This is a genomic window from Sporosarcina sp. AD_1 (assembly GCF_057373025.1).
In genome coordinates this window covers 338,866-359,397 of sequence record NZ_JBPVIR010000005.1, presented here as the reverse complement: position 1 = coordinate 359,397, position 20,532 = coordinate 338,866, and the positions used below count along the sequence as shown (strand labels likewise).

Genomic DNA, 20,532 nt, shown 5'->3' with positions numbered 1-20,532 from the left:
CGTTCGTTTAGATTATCTGTCGTTCGTTTTGTTTATCTGTCGTTCGTTTAGATTATCTGTCGTTCGTTTTGTTTATCTGTCGTTGATTTTAATTATATGGAGTTCGTTTCGTTTCGTTTATCTGGTATTCGTTTTGATTATCAGGCACTCAATTTAATATACTGGCGTCCGCCTCGATATTTTGTCCAATTCCATCCTTTAACCTGCCGTTCACCCGTTATATATTTGCACCTTAAGCTAACTAGACGACATCAAAAATCCCCTTTCAAACTTCGAAAGGGGATTGCAAATGTCATTACACTAATTCCAGCGGCTGGTCTTCAGATGCTTCTTTCAGCATTTGCACAGTTGTTTTGCGAATCAACTTGGGCAGCACGCCAAACGAATACGGTTTGTAGACGCGCTCTGTCCATTTGTGTCCGTCTTTGCCGTAGACACCCATATTGACAGAAGGGATGTTCAATTTGTGGATGGTGTCGAATGGAATCGAGTAGATGCGATTCCATTCCGGCAAGTTGTGGACTAGCGGCTCGAGCTGTTCTTCTGTTTCGTGGATGGACAGGAAGCTGCCGTCTGCCAAGTACGGGAAGAACTTCTTCAGTTCGAAACGTTCGCCTGTCTGCTCGCTCATTTCTTTCAGCACGTTCGCGATGGACAACTGGATTTTTTCATCTCGTGCGACGTCTGCCTTCAAATAGTTATGAGGCAGGAAAGGAGGCGCGAAGAACAAGATGACGCGTGGTCTCTTCTCAGGATCCGCTGCTTGCAAGGCACTGACGATGGAGAAGCTCGTATCCCGCAAGTCGCCGGTTTGATTCGCGAGCGCTTCGTTAATGATGGTTTGGACATCGACACCTCGCTGAATTAAATACTGCAGATAGTCATCATATGTTGTCACATCGATGTGCCAAGACAAATCCCGTGTAGGCAAGCCGGTGAAATCAATATACTCTTCGAATTGTTGCTGGAGGTATTGTTCCGTCTCCTCGCAAGCCTCTTTTGTCTCGTGAAGCAACTTCTCTAGAATTTGCTCGGGTGTATCCTCGTAGACAAAATAATTAAAGTAGAGGTGGCTGCTGATAGCTGTTTGGACAGTATACAATTCCTTCGTATCGCGTTGCTGCAGGCAAGTTGGCGGCAACACAAGCTCACCTGGAATTTTTTCCGCTAGGGCGTATCGATTGTGAATCCGTTCTGTTAATTTAGCGGCAATGAAATTCGGGTCAATGCCGGAGAGCGTATCCCCGACATGCACTTCCTTACCGTAAATATGGAAGCAGGGAAGGATTTTTCCAGCGGCTCCTGTGTAAATATATCGGTGCGTGTCGCCTTCGTACAGTGGCGTGATGAAATCGTTATTGATAGCCATCACAAATGAAAGACCTTGATCTGCTTGCAGGCGGTTCAATTCGGAAAGGGCACCGACAATGCCGCGGTGTTCACTTTCTTCATCACCATTGCAAAGCAGCAGGACATTGCCTGTCAATTCTTCGGGATGTTCCGAGAAATAAAGAATGTTTGCGATATGGACAGCAGCTCCACTTTTCATGTCAACGGAACCGCGGCCAAACATCCAATCGCCTGAAAGCGCCTCCTGCTGCAATACCGGGTCGCTGTCATAGCCGCGGAAAAAGGCTTCCATCGCATCTGTAGAGAAGGCATCTTGCTTCAGCGGACCGAAATCTTCGACTGCCACTGTATCAATATGCGAATGGTAAAGCACTGTTTGGTTTGAGTGTTTTCCGCCTTGCACGAAAGCGAAGACATTTTGACGGCCGATTGGATCTCCTTCAATTGTTTGGAGCCAGAGATGGTCGGGATGCTGCTCGAAATAAGGGAAAGACCGGAGAATCCGGTAGATTTCCTGGACGATTTCCACCTCACCAAGTGTTCCGTTGATGCTGTTGATGCTTACCAAATGACGTGTAAGCATCTCGACCTGTTGTGATACTTCTAAAGTTCGTAGTTGATTGTACATATCTCTTGCCTCCTTAATTGAGTTATTTTTTCCGTTCTATCGGATAGAGATTTGTAAAATAGTCGTTTGTGATTTCTTTTACTTTTCCGCTTAGGAAAAGGACGGCGATGACGTTCGGAATAACAACAAAGGCGAGTAATAAATCAAGGAACTGCCAGATGAACTGGAGTCCGCCTACGGCCCCGACGATAATTGCCCCGATGTAAATGAAGCGCATGACTTTAGAAAATCCTGTTCCGAAAAGGAATTCAGCTTGTTTCTCACCATAGAAAATGATGACGACAACCGTTGTGATGACGAACAAGAAAAGCGTAGCCGAGACGATCGTTCCCGCAAGTGATGCGCCGAATACGGGCACAAACGCTTCTGTGACCATCGATGAAGCCTGATCTGGCGATATCGTTTTCCAAACGCCTGAAGTCAGGACGACGAGTGCCGTAATCGTACAAACGATGAGCGTATCAACGATTACCTCAAAAACACCCCAAAATCCTTGTTTCGCCGGATGATTTGTAATGGCTGCAGAATGGGCGATCGGTGCAGTTCCCATACCGGCTTCATTGGAATAAAGCCCCCGGGCAAGTCCCCAGCGAATGGCTGCTGCCACACCTGCTCCTGCAAAACCACCTGCTGCTGACATCGGCTGAAACGCATGTTCAAAAATTAATCCGAATGCTGCAGGAAGTTCCTTCACATTCGCAAAGATAACAATCAGTGCTGCCACGAGATAGATGACAACCATGAATGGAATCAACTTCTCCGATACTTTCCCGATCGTTTTGATTCCACCGTAAGTCACCAAGATAACGAGCAATGCCACAAGGATGCCTGTCACGATAGGTGGCAATCCGAATGAACCTTTCATTGTTGTAGCGATGGAATTGGACTGCACCATCGTACTAGCAGCAATTTCAATCATGAGCGCAAAGGCAAGAAAAGACGCGACATTTTTCCAGCCAAGCCCTTTTCGGATGTAATACATCGGCCCGCCGACATATTCGCCAGCCTCGTTTTTCTCCCGATAATGCATGCCGAGCACAACTTCGGAGTATTTGGTTCCAATCCCAATTAAAGCGACAAGCCACATCCAGAAAATCGCACCTGGTCCACCGAGTGCGATGGCTACCGGAACGCCGACAATGTTTGCTGCGCCCATTGTGGAAGCGAGCGCGCTTGTCGTTGCCTGAAATGGTGTCAATGTGCCGTTCCCTTCGCTCTTCGAAAAAATCTTGCCAAAGGTTTGTTTTAAAATATGCGGGAAATAGCGGAATTGGAAAAATCCAAGACGCACCGTCAGAATGATCCCGCCCCCGATGAGAATGGCGATGATGGGAATGCCCCATATGAAATTTGAAATATCCGCAATGAATTTTGTAAACCCTTCCATTTCTCCCAACCTCTCTATTTATCTCTCTTTAGAAAGCGCTTTCACGTTACGTATAAGCATTCCGCATTGTGGAATAAATTCCGCATCGTGAAAAGTTAATACTATTTTAGTTCTGTTTTTAGGTCCTTGTCAATCTATTTTTCTTTTAAATTGGGAAGGGTCTGAAAATTAAAGATGCGAAGGGAGGTCGGTTTTGATACAATATGGGGAAGACGGGAGGCGAAGCAGAGATGATCCAATCGATAGACCGGGCTATGCTCATCATAGGAGCTATGTCAGAATCAAATAAAGACAAATGGCTGGTCGCCGAATTGGCGGAAAAAACGGGACTGCCGATCAGTACGGTATATCGCTTGCTGCAATCCCTGGAAATGCATGACCTCGTTTCTCAAATTGAACATACAAAACAATATGAACTTGGCTATAAATGGGTAGAGCTCGGCCTGAAAAAGTACGAGAAGCTGGATATCCGGCACGTTGCTCGTCCCATTCTCGAGAAATTGGCGAGAGATGTGGAGGAGACGGTCTACTTGAACGCGCCAAATGATGAGGTGTCGATCATTGTGGATCGGATCGATAGTCCGCGAAATGTCCGGATCATTGACAGCATTGGCGAGCGCATTCCGATGCACATCGGGGCAGCGAACAAGACGATGCTGGCCTATGCACCGCCGCAATCGACAGAAGCGTTGCTCAAACGGCTGATTCCGGAAGAAGACGTGCGTGCCGAATTCCAACAACAACTGCGTGTCATCAAGCGAAAAGGTTTTGCTATCAGCAGAGGCGAAAAGACAGAAGGAACGTTAGCCGTCGGGGCACCGGTCTTTGATTTCGAAGGTAGGGTACTGGGGGCTATCAGTATTGAGGCGCTCGAAATGCAAACAACGGAAGATCAGCTGGACCGTTTTATTGAAAAAGTGACGGAAGCGGCAGAAGAGATTTCTTCCGCCATGGGGCAGAGCAATTAAATAGACGACGAGTTGAAGACGCAGGAATTGCATAAATTCCATGCGTTTTATTTTTTGAGTTAGTCCAGCTGCTATAATCAGATAATACCGAAATGTGTTACAATGGATAGTAAAATTTACCGTTACTCGAGACCGTAATGAAAGGGGGAGACACATGTGGGAATAGCAGTGGAAGATATCGTAAACCTGCCGCTTCTAGAAGGGGCTTCCATAGTGACAGCGAAAGATCGGGTCAGTGAACGAATTGTCGAATGGGTGTCAGTCATTGAAAATCCGGTTGAGAATTTTGTCAGAGATAATGAATTTGTCTTAAGTACAGGGATCGGATGCTATGGAGATCCATTAAAACTATTGAAGTTTGTTGAGGATGTTTATAATTCGGGAGCATCCGTTTTGGCAATTGCAACAGGCCGGCATGTATTTTCCATCCCTGCAGAGATTATTCAATATGCAGAGGAAAGAGGATTTATCATCATGGAAATTCCATGGGAGATCCGGTTTGCAGATATTGTTCATGAAATCATGAGTTGTTTAATCGATTTGCGGCAAGGCCAGGCAGACCGGCCAAAAGATGTGCAACAGCAGCTTATTCAAATGATTTTAGAAGGAAAGTCAATTAGCCAGCTTGCCGAGTTAATCGAGCAGGAACTGGAATTGGCTGTTTTGATTTTTGACGAGAAAGGAAGGTGCGCGGCAGGCAGTGCGAATACAGATCGGATAGAGAGCTTGAAGGATGGAGAAACGGACAAAAGCATCGAAATAAGAGATTCCCACCATCCTATGCATGCAAGAGCGCGTAAAGTGGATGATGAAGATGGCCAATTGATTCATTTCACAATCAAATCAAACGGTGCGTCTAAAGGGGATTATTATTTACTATGTGAGGCAGACCGGGAACTGAGCTTGCAGGAGTTGGCCATTGCTGAGCAAGGAGTGGCGGCTGCGGCCTTATGGTTTTCAAGAGATAATGCTGTCATGGAAGCCGAAAGCCGGATGCAAAATGAATTTCTGTTAAGTCTTGCAATGGGGCATCAAATGTCTGCAGACCATATTGATGCACATGCTGAGTTTTTCCGTTATGATCTATCACTTCCGTATGACTGTATAGTCGGCCGACCTGAAAATCTGGAACGGCTTACTCTTGAAAATTCTTCGTATGAAAAGCCGGCTTTAGAGAGAATCCATACAATTATTAAAGATGGCATGTTGTATGCTGCGGAAAATGTACATCGGCGATTGTTGTATGCTTATAAAAATGCTGAAATCATCATTTACTTGGAAACTTCCAATGGAACTGCTGCCGACACGGCCAATCAATTTTTGGATCTAGTGGAAAGGCGGCTTAGCCACCTGTTGCCGGAAGTTGTATTTTCGTGGGGGATTGGCAGGCAAAAGGATGGTATCGGGGAGTTCGCCGGCAGCTTTACGAAAGCAAAAGCAGCACTCGATATGGGAAGAAACCAAATGGGGATCGGGAAGAGGACCTATTTCGACGAAACGCAGATGAACCGCTTGCTGCTGAATTTGGCCATTACGAAAGATGTCCAGCAAATCACCTCTTCCATCGTTGCTCCACTCGTAGAATATGATGAACAAAAAGGGATGGAGTTGATTCATACGTTTTCCGTTTATCGCAATAACTGTGGGAATGTCAGCCAGACAGCTCGGAAATTAAACTTGCACCGTCAATCTCTGTTGTATCGACTGCGAAAAATTGAAACGTTGACAGGCCGTTCCATTGCAGATCCCGACCATTCCTTTCTTCTTGAACTAAGCATTCGAGTGTGGAAAACAGGCGTTCAGAACATGGAGGAGCATCTGGATTCCATAGTGGAAAGAAATAAGCCGGCAGCGGATGGTTACCATTAATTCGAAAATGGAATTAGTTTTGTACAGTGAGACGTATCCGTAAAATAATTGTGAAAAGGAGTCGATTTCGGCTCCTTTTTTGTCGTTCTCAAATTATCGGGTGATGAATGTAAAAAAAGTGTATGAAAAAAGGGAGTGGAAGTTCATACAAAATAGACGGTGAATTTATATTATTCAGATTATATACTAGCTGTAATGAAATGGGAAGGTAGTTTGTGAATCTATTAGAGCTTTAGAGCCTAATTGAGTTGGTAAATTGGATGCTGGCTGCACTGGAGCAATGCCGAGAAGTAACGAATCATGATGAGGAGGGTTTGAAGATGATGCCGTTTAGTTTGGAGGAATATCAACATCGATTACACAAGACGAAGGCCAAAATGGAGCAACAGGGAATTGATGTATTGCTGATTACTGATCCGGCCAATATGAATTACTTATCGGGTTACGATGGCTGGTCATTTTATGTAGATCAAATGCTCATTGTCATTGCGGATGAAGCGAAACCGATATGGATTGGAAGGAAGATGGATGCGAATGCTGCGATCGCGACGACATGGTTACAACCGGAGCACGTGCTTTATTATCCAGAAGATCATATCCATTCGACCGAGAGACACCCAATGGATTATATTGCATCGGTTTTGAAGCAGCTCCGCCAAGCTGAACGTCGCATCGGGATTGAAATGGCTGCCTATTACTTCTCCGCACTTTCTTATGTGAAGCTGCAATCGAATTTGCCAAACGCCAAATTCGTCGATGCCAGCCTGCTTGTCAACTGGGTCCGCATCGTGAAATCGGAGCCGGAAATCGAGTATATCCGCCGGGCGGCGCATATTGCCGGACTTGGCATGGAAGCGGCGGCTTCTACGATTCAGGAAGGCATCCGGGAGTGTGACGCTGCTGCTGCTATTTATAAAAGTTTAGTGAGTGGCACAGACGGTTACGGGGGTGATTATCCATCCATCGTTCCACTGCTGCCAGCTGGAAAAAATACATCGACTCCTCATTTGACGTGGACAGATCGGAGATATTCTGGAAATGAAATCGTCATTATCGAGCTGGCGGGTTGCCATAGACGCTATCATGCACCGATGGCCCGGACCATTTCCATTGGTAAGCCTGCGGAAGAGGTGATGACGGTGTCCAACATATTGGTTGAAGGATTGAATGCTGCACTGGAAAGCGTCAAGCCGGGGGCTGTGTTAGAGGAAGTTGAACTTGCGTGGAATCAAGTCATTTCCAAACATGGAATCGTCAAAGAATCTCGGCTTGGGTATCCCGTCGGCATCGGATATCCTCCGGATTGGGGCGAACATACGGCGAGCATCCGGAAAGGGGATCGGACAGTACTCCAGCCGAATATGACTTTTCATATGATACCTGGTCTTTGGTTCGATGAATACGGAATTGAGATTAGCGAAACGTTCCGGGTGACAGAGAACGGTTGTGAAGTGTTGACGGATTTTCATCGGGGTTTAATCGTGAAGGATCAGATTGATTTAGCGATGTAACGCGGGCAGGGAGTGGCAGAAGTGGAGAAAGTTAAGAGATTAATTGATAGCGAGTTGGAGACACAGTTAAGTTCCTGGCGGCGGCATCTTCATCAGTATCCTGAATTAAGTTTTCAGGAGCATAAGACTGCATCCTTTATCGCAAGCATCTTGTCCGAATTAGAGGGCATCACAATTCAAACAGGGGTTGGTGGTACTGGTATTGTGGCGACTTTCACCAATGGGCCGGGAAGAACAATTGCCATCCGTGCGGATATGGATGCGCTGCCCATCGTAGAAGAGAATTCACATGACTATCGATCTTTGCATGACGGTGTTATGCATGCATGTGGACATGATGCGCATACTGCCATCCTGCTGGGGGTTGCCACGCAAATGGCGAACATGGCTGTCGAGAACGTATGGCAAGGAACGATCAAGCTTATTTTCCAGCCGGCTGAAGAAGCGACCGATTCAGAAGGATATTCAGGTGCACCAAGAATGCTTGAAGAGGGTGTCCTAGAAGGAGTGGAAGCTGTCATCGCGCTCCATATGTGCCCGTGGTATCCGGTCGGTACCATCCAATTGAACGATGGTCCAAGCATGGCGAGTGTGGATGTATTCCATGCTGAGATAGGTGGGAGTGGCGGCCATGCCGGTTATCCACACCTCGGGACGGATCCGGTCTGGATGCTCGGCTCGGTGCTGCAAGCGTTTTACGGGATGCCTTCCAGAAGGCTTTCGCCGCTTGAAACGGGTGTAGCAAGCATTGGGAAAATCCATACGGGGACGGCGAGCAATGTCATTCCGGAAAAAGTGGAAGTAACAGGTACGATCAGGGCTTACTCGCCAGCTGTGCGGGAGCAATTAATCCAAGAGGTGGAACGGGCCTTCAAAATCGCAGAAACTCTAAGAGGCACGTATCAATTCCAAGTAGATCGCGGCGAACCTGCTCTTGTTAATGACCCAGCCGTTAATCGTATCATCCGCAAGGCTGCTGAAACCTGTATTCCTGGTGTGGCCATTCAGGAGGAGCCTTTTGGGATGGGCGGAGAGGATTTTGCATATATGGCAAAAGCGGTTCCAGGAGCGATGTTTTTTCTAGGATGTGCGTTTCCGGAAGGGAGACAACGTGACCTTCATACGAATCATTTCGATATTGATGAGCGTTGCTTGGCAATAGGCGTCGCCATTCTGACAGAAGCAGCAACGCAATTGTTGAAAGGTTGATAGGGATAGAGAGGGGCGAGGACAGATGGAAACGACCATGCAAAGTAAACCGATGTTTTTGGCGGGCAGATGGGTACAGCGGGAGGAGTGCATCGACGTATTTGATCCCCAGGATGGTTCACTTATAAGCAGCGTGCCGGCAGCAACAGGAGACGATATGCTTCTGGCCATCGAGGAGGCAAAGGAAGGGGCGAAACGTTCTGCAGCTTTGCCGGTGCACGCTAGGATGCGGATCCTGAATGATGCAGCTCTCTATATAGAGGAACACTTTGATTTATATGCGGAAACGATTGCATCGGAAGGCAGTAAGACAATTAAAGAAGCCGTTTCAGAAGTAATGCGTTGTATTCAAACGTTGCGTTTAAGTGCGGAAGAGGCTAGACGGATACAAGGAGAAACGATTCCTTTTGATCAGTCTGAAACAGGGGAAGGGCGGATCGGCTATTATTACCGTTTTCCGATTGGCATCATTGCGGCCATCACCCCATTCAATGATCCATTGAATCTCGTTGCGCATAAAGTCGGCCCGGCCATTGCTTCGGGAAATGCAATCATTGTGAAACCGGCGACCGCCACGCCATTGAGCGCATTGCTTCTGGCGGAGGCGTTCGAACAGGCCGGATTGCCACCGAAAATCCTGTCAGTCATTACAGGGAGGGGCGGTGTGATAGGGGATATCTTAGTCACACATCCTGCAATCCGGATGGTTTCCTTCACGGGTGGACTGGAGACTGGGGAAAGGATTTCAAGGAAAGCGGGTCTCAAGAAATTGAGCATGGAGCTCGGTTCTAATTCGCCGGTCATCATCCTGAAAGATGCTGACATAGCGGCGGCCGTGGATGCGACTATATCCGGTGCATTTAGCGCGGCGGGGCAGAACTGCCTGGGGGTCCAAAGAATCTATATTGAAAAGGGTGCATTTGAAGAATTCCAAATGAAGTTTGTTGAAAAGACAGGCCGATACGTAATCGGTGACAAACAATCAATTGGAACAGACATGGGACCGTTAATTAATGAGAGAGAGGCGGAGCGGGTCGAGCAATGGGTGGACGAAGCCGTAGCCGAGGGGGCGGAGCTTCTTATTGGAGGCGAGAGGATCGGAGCATTTTTCAAGCCTACGGTATTAACGAAGGTCCCTTCGAGTTGCAGAATCGCAATTCAAGAAATCTTTGGCCCTGTTGTCCTGTTGTATGAGGTATCCGATCTGGAAGACGCGATATCCAAAGCGAATCAAGTGCCATATGGGTTGCAGGCGGGCATTTTCACTCAAAATATTGAGAACGCTTTCAAAGCGATTCGAGAATTGGATGTCGGAGGAATTATGATCAATGACAGTAGCGATTATCGAATTGACGGCATGCCGTTCGGCGGTGTGAAAGGCTCCGGGCTTGGAAGAGAAGGTGTGAAGTTCACCATTCAGGAAATGACAGAACCGAAAGTGGTCAGTTTTAATTTGCATCAGGGCTAGCATCGATATGGAAGAGGTCTCACTGTTTTAGTTCAAAATACTAAAAAGGAGAACAGACAAATGGATAAAAGTTCGAGGATGATGAATAGTGTCTTCTGGGTGTCTGCCATTGTAATTGTTGCCATGGTGTTATGGGGTGCGTTTGATGCTGCGGGGATGTCGCGATGGGCAGATCAGGCCTATACATTCGTAACAGAAGCGTTTAGCTGGTTTTATCTTCTTTCCGTCTTGGCCATCGTATTATTTTGTGCCTGGCTCGCTATTAGCAAGTACGGCAAAGTGAAATTGGGCCAGGATGATGAAAAGCCGAAATACTCCTACTTTGCGTGGATTGGCATGCTATTCAGCTGCGGATTCGGTGCTGGCCTTGTGTTTTGGGGAATTGCCGAGCCGATGACCCATTTTGCGACTTCCCCGACAGGTTCGAATGGGATGACATCTGAAGCAGGGCGTCGTGCAATGCAATATTCCTTCTTCAATTGGGGTGTGCATCAATGGTCGGTATTTACGATTGTCGGATTGGCACTTGCTTATATCCAATTCCGTAAAAAAGAAACAGGGATGATTAGTGACACGCTGAATCCGATTATCGGCAAGGAAAAAAAGAAAACATTACGGAAAACCATCAACACATTAGCGGTCATCACGACCGTCCTAGGAGTGGCTACCTCTTTAGGGATGGGGATTTTACAAATTAATGGCGGATTGAATCATGTATTCGCCGTCCCGCAGAACAGCATGTCCCTCTTTTTTATCACAATGACGCTGCTCGTACTGTATTTGATTTCTGCCTTGACGGGTTTAGATAAGGGAATCAAATTTCTCAGTATCTTAAATATGAGTTTAGCAATCGGCATGATTATTGTCGTCCTCATTCTTGGACCGACCCAATTTATCTTTGAAGCATTCGTGCTTGGACTAGGGGATTATATCCAGAACTTTTTCGGCATGAGCCTTGGCATGTCCCCTTATGACGGAAATACATGGTCGAAAGCTTGGACCGTCAATTATTGGGCGTGGGTCATTGCTTGGTCGCCGTTTGTCGGTGCGTTCATCGCCCGTATTTCAAGAGGGCGGACAATTCGGGAATTTGTCTTTGGTGTACTGATCGTACCGCCGCTCATTGCAATCATTTGGATTGCGGTGTTTGGAGGGACGGCACTCCATATGGATCTCTTCCAAGGAGCGAATATTGCCGGAGCTGTTCAAAACGATGTGACAAGTGCCTTGTTCGCTACATTTGAGAATTTCCCGATGAGCTCTTTCCTATCGGTCGTCTTTTTAATCTTGATTGTCACATTCTTGGTGACATCTGCGGATTCCGCAGCCTTTGTCCTCGCCATGATGACATCCGGCGGCGATCCAAACCCAAGTAATTTATTGAAAGCGACATGGGGAATTCTCATGGCTGCCATCGTCGTCGTGTTAATTAATAGCAGCGGGCTGGCAGGATTACAGACAGCTTCGCTTGTTGCCGCCTTGCCGTTCACGGTCATACTTCTGCTTATGGGGGTCGCCTTGCTGAAAATGTTGCGTTCTGATCAAGGGGCTGCCACGGCGGAAGAGACGGAAACTGCAGATGAAAAGGAGTCGACCTATGAACGGGTTCCGATCCGTTCCGCCTTGACGACTCCGAAAAAATAAAGCATGGAGGGGTAATGATGATTTTACAATCAACTGAAAATAGAGAAGCCTATTATAATGAGCTGGCGGAATTGGATAAAAAGCATTTCATTCATCCGACAACGTCTTTTAAACAACATCAGGAACAAGGGCCGCGTTTCATCTTCACGGAAGGCAAGGGCATTTATTTAAAAGACGTGCGGGGTAAGACAGTCATCGACGGGCTGTCCTCCCTATGGAATGTCAATATCGGGCATGGCAGGGAAGAGCTTGGAGAAGCTGCAGCGAAGCAAATGAAGAAACTTGCGTTCAGTTCGACATTTGCGACAAACAGCCATGAGCCGGTCATTGAACTGGCGGAGGTTGTCGCAAGCATGGCACCGGGTGATCTGACTGCCACTTTCTTTACATCGGGCGGCTCGGAAGCGAACGACACTGCATTTAAAACAGTCCGGTATTACTGGCAACTAAAAGGGTTGCCAGAGAAGAAGAAAATCATTTCTAGAAAAAAATCGTATCATGGCGTTTCGGTGGGCGCTTCCAGTGCTACGGGATTGCCTGGTTTTAGAAGCTTCCCTTCGCTGGCGCCTGATTTCCTGTACGTGGATTCTTCCATAGAAGCATTGAAGGAATTAATTGAAACAGAAGGCGCGGACACGATTGCTGCTTTCATCTCCGAGCCCATCCAAGGTTCGGGAGGGGTAAACCCTCCGCCGGAAGGCTATTTCAAAGAAGTCCGGGCACTATGTGATGCGAATGATATTTTATTCATAGCGGATGAAGTCATTACCGGTTTTGGAAGAACGGGAAAAACGTTCGGTATGGAGCATTATGATGTCGTGCCGGATGTCATGGTGATCGCCAAGGGAATTACGAGCGGTTATGCACCTTTAGGTGGCATGGTGCTGACAGAAAGATTGCGTTCCGAATTGGTCAGTTTGTCTGACGGGATTTTCATGCACGGGTATACGTACAGCGGGCATCCGATGTGCTGTGCCGTGGCACTGGAAAACTTGCGCCTTCTGAAAGAAGAACAGCTCTATGAAAATGTGCGCCAAATGGGCGAAGCATTCCAAAAAGGGTTCGCATGGCTGCAGGACCGGCATGAAGTGATAGGAGATGCACGGGGTGTCGGGTTGCTCGGTGCCGTAGAAATCATGAAAGATAAGGAAACTAGAACTCGTTTTGACGAGCCGGTATCTGTGAAAGTGATTGAAGAAGCGTTAAATCATGGACTGCTCGGCAGAAGCATCATTTATGAAGGGCAAGACACACTCGCATTCGCTCCTCCGTTCTGTATTACAAACGAAGAGGTGGAAAAAATCATTTCCATAATCGATGAGTCGTTGACAACGGTATTGAAGAAAATATGATACTCATTAGACCCTGCAGACTATGTAGGGTTTTTTATATTGGATAAAAGAATAAATGTATTTTTATACATAGCAAATGATTCTTATAACATACTGCGAAGTGTTTTTATTATCTAGTTTCGCCTTGATAGATATGTCTTTATGCTCAATATCGTTATTATATTTCAAACAACGAAATAATATAGTATTCATGATACGGAAGATTTGGTACACTCAAACTATTGTAGGTTAGTAATCTACAAAGATACTAAAAGAGAGGGAGATGGAGAGTGAAACGGTTTTTATGGAGTTTTTTAGCAGTCATTCTTGCGTTTTCGCTTGTATTGCCGGTACCGACGCAAGCGGCTACATCCGTTGAGGCTGCTGCAAAGCAATCAATTGAATTGAAGACCAGCCAATCGAAGCTGGCGCTGACAGAAGTTCGTGAGGTGACAGTGTCAGCGGATTTAGGACAAGAGGTTGATTTAGAGCAAGTGGAGCTTCAATTTGGAGGCAAGCCTCTTGCTGAATGGAAAAAGTGGGATGCAAAATCCACTTCTTTTGCGGGTGATCCGTTCATTACCGTCAAAAAGGCGCCCCATTATGTAAACGGCACGACAACCATCGAGGCAAAGCTTGAATTTGGTTTGCCTTTCGGAACAGATGATTTGTCACCGCGTTCAATTCGTGTACATTACAAGCAGTTGCTTGGAGACTATGAGCTTGCGCTAGTTGACAAGGAGCATGGGACAAAGGCTGCTACGACAGTCAAGTTGAATGTGTATGACGAATTTCTAGAATGGGATGAGATTAAACCATCGATCGACGGAATCATTGAAAAGGCGGCCGGTTTGAATGGGCGTTACGTCCAGTATGAGAGCCCTGGCCAAAGTACAGAAGGCCGTGATTTCCATATGGTCGTCCTGGCAAAAGATAAGGCGGCTGTCGATCAGTATTTAACTGAAACGCTTCCGGTTGCGCTTGAAACACCTGAGGAATTGATTGCGAAGCTGAAAGATGGAACGATGGACGACTACCGGGTGCCTGTTTGGTTCAATAATATTCACCCGGATGAAGTGGAAGGTATCGACTTCCAAACAGAGCTGCTTGAGAAGTTCGCTACGGAAAAAGAAGTGACCTTCACCAAAACAAACGAGGACGGAACGGATGAGGAAGTGAAATTGAATGTCGATGAAGTGTTAGATCACCTCATCCTCATCTTTAATTTCTCGCACAATCCGGATGGACGCGTCCACAATACACGGGCTAACGTGAATGGGTTTGATTTAAATCGTGATAATGCGTATCAGACACAGGTAGAGACGATTCAACTCAATCCGGTCATTGCGAAGTGGACGCCGCTTGCGATGATGGAAGGGCATGGCTATGTGAAAGGGTTCCTCATCGAGCCTGCCACACCGCCACATAATCCGAACTTTGAATATGATTTGTTAATGGAAGGAATGATCCCGCAAGCTCATGCGATGGGGCAGGCAGCGATCGGCAGTTCCGCATTGACCTCGTATTTCTTGGCATCAGAAGAATACAAGGATGGCTGGGATGACATGGGCCCTGCTTATACGCCGATTTTCTCCATGCTGCACGGTACGCTGGGCCATACAGTAGAAGTGCCGACGCTTGGACAGGAATCATATAAGGCCATGGTAGGCGCTGGCCTAGGAATGATTAATTATGTATTTGAAAATAAAGATGAGCTGTATTCGCGTCAGCTGGAAATCTTTAATCGTGGCGTCAAAGGAGAGGATAACCGCAATATCGATCCCCTTTTGACGAATGCGGCTGGAGAATCAATCGGGCGTCCGCGAGGGGAAAATGAAAACTTCTTCCCGGATTATTATGTGATGCCAATTGGAGATAAGCAAAAGAACGTAGCTGAAGTGTACAACATGGTGGATTATTTGATCCGCAACGGTGTGAAAGTTGAACAAACGACGGAAGACATCAAGGTGGATGGCAAGGTTTATCCGAAAGGGACATATGTCGTGCCGATGAAGCAGGCGAAACGCGGTTTGGCAAACGCGATGCTGTACAAAGGCGATGACGTATCCGATTGGGAAGCAATGTACGATCCGGTTGTTGCAAACTTCCCGGCATTGCGCGGATTTGATATTCAAGAAATCCGGGTGACAGGTGAAGACGCGCTGGCTGAGCGAACAGAAGCCATATCGAAAGTGGAAGTGCCAGCAAGCTTTATTGACGAGAAAAAAGCAAGACAAGTATTGAAGAACGTCAATAATGATACGATTAAACTGGTGAATGAATTACTGAAAGATGGTAAATCGGTCGGCATCTTGAAAGAAGGAAAATTCGGCTTCCATGCGGGGGATTTCATTGTACGGACAGAAGACCTTCTGCCATATGCTGATCAGTATGTATTTGAAGCTGCTCCGCTGCCATCCTATAAGGCGGTCAAAACGAAATGGATTGCCCAACCGAAAGTGGCTTCCAATGGTTCCGGCCAATTAATCTTCTCGTTAAAAGAACTAGGATTTGAGCTTACGAAAGAGGAAGAGGCGGAAATCGTCGTATCGGATGCTAAGCTGCCGGAAGAATTGGCGGGCAAGACATTTGTCGGCATAGGCAATAACGTCTTGAAAGCGGTCAAAGAAGCTGATGTCTTGGAAGGGTTTGATTACCAAACAACTTCCGGTGGACATGAAGGGCTGATCCAAGCCGATATTAACTTCAACCACTCGCTTATGGCTGGTTATGGCCGGGAAGAGCTATTGTATACGACGAGAGGCTCCTGGATTACAGCCATGCCGAAAAACGCTGCGGTGCTTGCAACGGTGAAGGATATACCGGACTTTTACGTAGCCGGCTGGTGGCCGGGACATGAAGGGGCGCAAGGTCAGGTTCTCGCCTTCACGCAACAACTTGAAGGCGGCACCATCACTTTGTTTGCCAACGACTTGGCATTCCGGGCTCATACAAAGCACTCCTACCGCATGCTCGCCAACAGCATTTTTGCTGCAGCAAGCGAAGTGCCTGCTCCTGCGAAGGATGCGGATCGGTATTAATTGAAAATGACCTCCTGCAGATGTTTCTCGCGGGAGGTTGTTTTTGTGGTAGATTATGAAAAAACAGCCACCATCCATAAAAATGGATGGTGGCTGCATACTATCTCACACTTTAAATTCCTGAATTACTTGCTGCAAACTCATCGCTTGTCGGCTTAGGGCCTGTGCGACGGTGTTGATTTCTTCGATTGTTGCCATTTGTTCCTGGACGGCGATAGAGTTTTGCGCTGTTTTTCCGGATGCTTCAATGGAATGTGTGGCGATTTCTTGGATAGATGCGGATACTTCTTCGGCGCCTGCTGAGATTTCTTCGGTTGCTGCGGAGATGTCTCCGATTTGGTCGCCCATCGTTTGGACAGCTTGGACGATGGACAGGAAGGCGTTGCCGGCTTCGTCGATGACTTGAACTCCTTCTTCAACGTTTTTCAAGCTGTCAGCAACGGCTTGTTCCACCTGTTTCGTATCGGTCTGAATTTCGGTTGTCAGCTCAACAATTTGGTTAGCCGACTGTTTGGACTGCTCCGCCAGTTTCCGTACTTCATCCGCAACGACCGCAAATCCTTTCCCGTGCTCGCCGGCGCGGGCTGCTTCAATTGCTGCATTTAAGGCAAGCAAATTAGTCTGTTCGGTAATATCGGTAATGACATGGATGATGTTCTCAATTTCTGCTGTCTGTTTGCTCAGGCGGGCGATCAATTCACTCGTCGCATGTGACGATTCATAGATGATGTTCATCTGGTCTTTTGCCTGTTTCACAGCACCGCCGCTTTGCTCGGCCAATTTTTCCGTCGTCGATGCACTGTCATTCAACTGTTGGGCAGATTCAGCGATGCGCTGGACGCCCAGTGCTGTTTCTTCCATGGCAAGAGAGCTTTCTTGCGCGGAAGCTGCTGATGTTTGTGCGCCTGCGGCAATCAATTCCATGTTTTCTCCGACATCCTGCGATGCCCGGGTCACCTCTTCCGTGCTGGCGGACAATTCCTCTGCGGTCGCACTGACATGGGCTGCATTATCGTTGATACTGCCGATCAGCCCACGTAAATTCGCTTTCATCGTATTAAAGGAATTGGCCAAGTCGCGAACTTCATCTTTTGATTTTACCGTAATATCCTCTTGAGTCAGGTCGCCAGCCGCGATAATGGCCGCGCCCGATACGAGTTCCCCTATCGGTTTTGCGATGGATCGTTTAATGATAAATGCAATGAGCAGGGCTATGAGAAAATCGAAGATGGTAGAGATGATTAATCCCTCTTTTGCCACCTTCGCTTTATCTGTCACGAGGGCCCGGTTGTGCGCAAGCCGTTCATTTTGATATTGCACAATTTCCTCTGCCGCGTTTTGAATGTTGGCGCTTGCAGTCAGACCGCTCGTGTTCATGATGCGTTCAGCACCATTGCGGTTGCTTTGTTTGACATAGTTGATGGCTTGATTGGCAACATCATCGAATTGAGTGATGGAGCTGTTCATTCTCTCCAGCACTTCACTCATTTCCTCTGTTGTGACATATGTAGACAATTCTTCGTATGTAGTTTGCAAGGATTCCTTCGCTCCATCATACCGGGATAAAGCGGCACCGCTGCCGTTTGCTAGGTATTCCCGAAGATGCATTCCTTGAAATGCGGTATCTTTTTGAATTTTTTCGGCCAACTGTACCTGTTTTACTTGTTGGTCAAACATATCGTCATATTTTGCAGTTATGGATAACATTTGATAAATACTGAAGCCGGCGAACATTAACAAGACGCCCAGCATAATTGCAAATCCGCCATAAATCTTTTTGCCTATCGACATGATGTTACTCCTCTCATTGTAGGTTGGACTTTTTCAAGAGTACCTTAATCTAAAAATATTGTAAACATTATTTATCAATAAATTTGTGAGAAAAGTAATATGTAAGGTATTTTGTTATTAGGCTTAAAGAATTACTGTAAGAATAAGGATAGGTTGAAAGGTAATTGAATTGATTTCTTCCTTTATTAGTTAAAAGAAAGGGGGATGGTTGGTATAAAGAGAGAAAGCCAGGTATGAAACGATTCCATACCTGGCTTTGCATTAATTTTCTTTAAAAATCTCACCGGCAATTCCCATGGCCTGTACAGCTTTTGGGAATCCGACATAACCGGTACAATGGATGATCAGCTCAATGATTTCCTCTTTTGACAACCCAACATTCAAAGCAGCCTGTAAATGAACTCGCAGCTGGTCGAATGCGCCTTGGGTGATGAGTGACGTCAAAGTGATGATCTCCCGTTGTGATAGGGAAAGGGTTTTTCTGGCGTACAGATCTCCGAAACCGAAGGACACAATCATGTCCCACAGCTCGGGTGAAATGTGTTTGATTTCTTGCATGCCAGTACGTACTTCTTCTGAAAAGAGTTCTTCCATAACGCGTGTTCCGGCATTATATCTTGTGTTGTTATCCATAGTCATCACTGTCTCCCCATAGTCGGCGGAATTTCGTTTTCATCCACCAACACTTCTAATACGATCGGTTTATTTGTTTCTTTTGTATACTTCAGTGCTCCTGTTATTCGTTTGCTAAGTTCAAACGGATCCCGGCACGTATAAGCTTGGAGTCCCATCGACTCTGCAAAACAAGCTGCTTTCATAGGAGTTTCATAGATTCCGCCTATAGATGTGCCTATCATTTTTCGCATCCCCTTTTCGACCATGTCCAGTCGTCCGTTGTTGATGACGATAAAGAGGACGGGGGCGTCATAATTGTAAGCTGTCGAAATTTCCGTCCCATGCATGAACATACAGCCATCTCCCGTCAGGCAGACAACCGTTTTTTCGGGAGCCGCCAATTGGGCACCGATGGCATAGCCGATGCCATTTCCCATAGCGCCGAATATATCCTCGAAGTAGAAAGTGCCTGGCTCATAGACGTCATAATGTTTAATTCCATAGAAAGAATGGCTACCATCATCTCCGAATACAATCGCATCCGAAGGGAGTGCATTCCGCATGGCCCGCAATACTTGGACGGCGGACATTCGCTCGCCTGGTGTGTTCTCCTGAAGCTCGAGCGGTTCAGGAGCGGACAAGAATATTTCTTTCTTGGCGGGAAGGTCTTTTAAAATCAACTGCAAATTCGTTTTGATGTCCCCGAGCACCGGTGTAGTTGGCACGTTAATAGATTTTCCAATAAACGTCGGATCATAATCAAAGTGGATCACGTGCTCAGGATACATGGATTCAGCTAGACCGGCCGTGGACATATCGCTCATTTTGGAACCGATTATGACGAGCAAGTCAATCTTTGCCTGTAAATATGCGGTGGCTTCCGGCGTACCTCCCAAGCCGAACGCCCCTAATGAAAGGGAATGGTTAGATGGAAATGCACCCTTTCCACCTGGTGTCGTGACGACCGGGATGCCCCAGTGTTCAGCGAATCGTTGCACTTCCTCGTATGCCCGGCTGGAATGGACGCCCTTTCCAAGGAAGAGAAGGGGACGGGATGCCACGTTCAGTTTGTCCGCCACATCTGCAAGATTTGGTGAGACCATGTGCTGGTGAACTGGAAGATCCAATACGAATGGTTCAATCTCCTCCAGCAGCACATCAAATGGAATGGATAAATGCACAGGGCCTTTTACGCCCGAAATGGCTTTCTCAAGCGCATGCTGCAAGTACGGGCGCAGCATATCCCCGCGTTCTACACGTGCGCTGAATTTCGTGACATATTGGAACATGTTGACCAAATCAGTGCCGAATGTACTGGAATCCTGCCCGAGTGCTTTGCCGGTATCTTTCATAGATGGATGGCCTGTGATGATCAATACAGGAAGATGAGAAGCCGCAGCTTGGCCGGCCGCCGTCAATAAATTCGTTCCTCCCGGTCCGGATGTTCCGATTGCGACGCCGATTTTTTGATTCATCAAAGCATAGCCCGCTGCTTCAAATCCGGCTGCCGCTTCATGTTTCGCTAATACGAATTCAATATTTTCATGGAGAAGCTCAAAAAGGATGGGCGAGACTGCTTTTCCGGGAATGCCGAAAATATGGTTCAGTCCCCAATGCTTAAAATTCGATGCGAGTACGGAAGCTGTTGTTTTCATTTGCGACTCACTCTTTCCGTTAATGTAATAGAAGATCTCCAAAACCAAACGGGATATTTTGCAAT

The 20,532-nt window shown here is 46.9% G+C and carries 13 protein-coding genes; 8 read left to right on the top strand and 5 right to left on the bottom strand.

From position 1 onward, the window contains the following. Positions 1 to 295 precede the first annotated feature (295 nt). The gene (locus tag ACSW3C_RS12270; RefSeq protein WP_486562881.1) at positions 296 to 1,978 is read right to left on the bottom strand and encodes a M20/M25/M40 family metallo-hydrolase; all 1,683 of its coding nucleotides are present in this window, start codon (positions 1,976 to 1,978) and stop codon (positions 296 to 298) included. Between the two features lie 22 nt (positions 1,979 to 2,000). Beyond that, positions 2,001 to 3,365 carry an alanine/glycine:cation symporter family protein gene (locus ACSW3C_RS12265; protein ID WP_486562880.1) on the bottom strand — a complete coding sequence of 455 codons (1,365 nt, stop codon included), beginning with the start codon at positions 3,363 to 3,365 and terminating at the stop codon, positions 2,001 to 2,003. Between the two features lie 230 nt (positions 3,366 to 3,595). On the opposite strand from ACSW3C_RS12265, the gene ACSW3C_RS12260 reads away from it, so the two are divergent. From ACSW3C_RS12260 to ACSW3C_RS12225, 8 genes are all read left to right on the top strand, one after another. Next, positions 3,596 to 4,333 carry an IclR family transcriptional regulator gene (locus ACSW3C_RS12260; protein WP_486562879.1) on the top strand — a complete coding sequence of 246 codons (738 nt, stop codon included), beginning with the start codon at positions 3,596 to 3,598 and terminating at the stop codon, positions 4,331 to 4,333. Between the two features lie 156 nt (positions 4,334 to 4,489). Then, positions 4,490 to 6,202, top strand: coding sequence for a PucR family transcriptional regulator (locus ACSW3C_RS12255; RefSeq protein WP_486562878.1), 1,713 nt, complete (start codon positions 4,490 to 4,492; stop codon positions 6,200 to 6,202). Positions 6,203 to 6,525: 323 nt separating this feature from the next. Beyond that, positions 6,526 to 7,713, top strand: coding sequence for a M24 family metallopeptidase (locus tag ACSW3C_RS12250; RefSeq protein ID WP_486562896.1), 1,188 nt, complete (start codon positions 6,526 to 6,528; stop codon positions 7,711 to 7,713). 21 nt (positions 7,714 to 7,734) lie between these two features. Further along, a complete protein-coding gene (locus ACSW3C_RS12245) occupies positions 7,735 to 8,922 on the top strand; it encodes a M20 metallopeptidase family protein (protein WP_486562877.1) in 1,188 nt (395 codons plus the stop codon). Between the two features lie 25 nt (positions 8,923 to 8,947). Beyond that, positions 8,948 to 10,390 carry an aldehyde dehydrogenase family protein gene (locus tag ACSW3C_RS12240; protein ID WP_486562876.1) on the top strand — a complete coding sequence of 481 codons (1,443 nt, stop codon included), beginning with the start codon at positions 8,948 to 8,950 and terminating at the stop codon, positions 10,388 to 10,390. A gap of 60 nt (positions 10,391 to 10,450) precedes the next feature. Further along, positions 10,451 to 12,034, top strand: coding sequence for a BCCT family transporter (locus tag ACSW3C_RS12235; RefSeq protein WP_486562875.1), 1,584 nt, complete (start codon positions 10,451 to 10,453; stop codon positions 12,032 to 12,034). 17 nt (positions 12,035 to 12,051) lie between these two features. Beyond that, positions 12,052 to 13,386, top strand: a complete 1,335-nt coding sequence (locus tag ACSW3C_RS12230) for an aminotransferase family protein (RefSeq protein ID WP_486562874.1) — start codon at positions 12,052 to 12,054, stop codon at positions 13,384 to 13,386. Between the two features lie 269 nt (positions 13,387 to 13,655). Continuing rightward, entirely contained in the window at positions 13,656 to 16,406 is a 2,751-nt protein-coding gene (locus ACSW3C_RS12225; protein ID WP_486562873.1) for a M14 family metallopeptidase, read from the top strand. A gap of 105 nt (positions 16,407 to 16,511) precedes the next feature. Here the strand turns inward: ACSW3C_RS12225 and ACSW3C_RS12220 are convergent, their stop codons facing one another. From ACSW3C_RS12220 to ACSW3C_RS12210, 3 genes are all read right to left on the bottom strand, one after another. Further along, positions 16,512 to 18,197, bottom strand: a complete 1,686-nt coding sequence (locus ACSW3C_RS12220) for a methyl-accepting chemotaxis protein (protein WP_486562872.1) — start codon at positions 18,195 to 18,197, stop codon at positions 16,512 to 16,514. Between the two features lie 261 nt (positions 18,198 to 18,458). Then, positions 18,459 to 18,836 (bottom strand): carboxymuconolactone decarboxylase family protein, encoded by a 378-nt coding sequence (locus ACSW3C_RS12215; RefSeq protein WP_486562871.1) that lies wholly within the window; start codon positions 18,834 to 18,836, stop codon positions 18,459 to 18,461. Continuing rightward, a complete protein-coding gene (locus ACSW3C_RS12210; RefSeq protein WP_486562870.1) occupies positions 18,836 to 20,467 on the bottom strand; it encodes a thiamine pyrophosphate-binding protein in 1,632 nt (543 codons plus the stop codon). The genes ACSW3C_RS12215 and ACSW3C_RS12210 overlap by 1 nt, the downstream gene beginning before the upstream one ends. Positions 20,468 to 20,532: the final 65 nt, after the last annotated feature.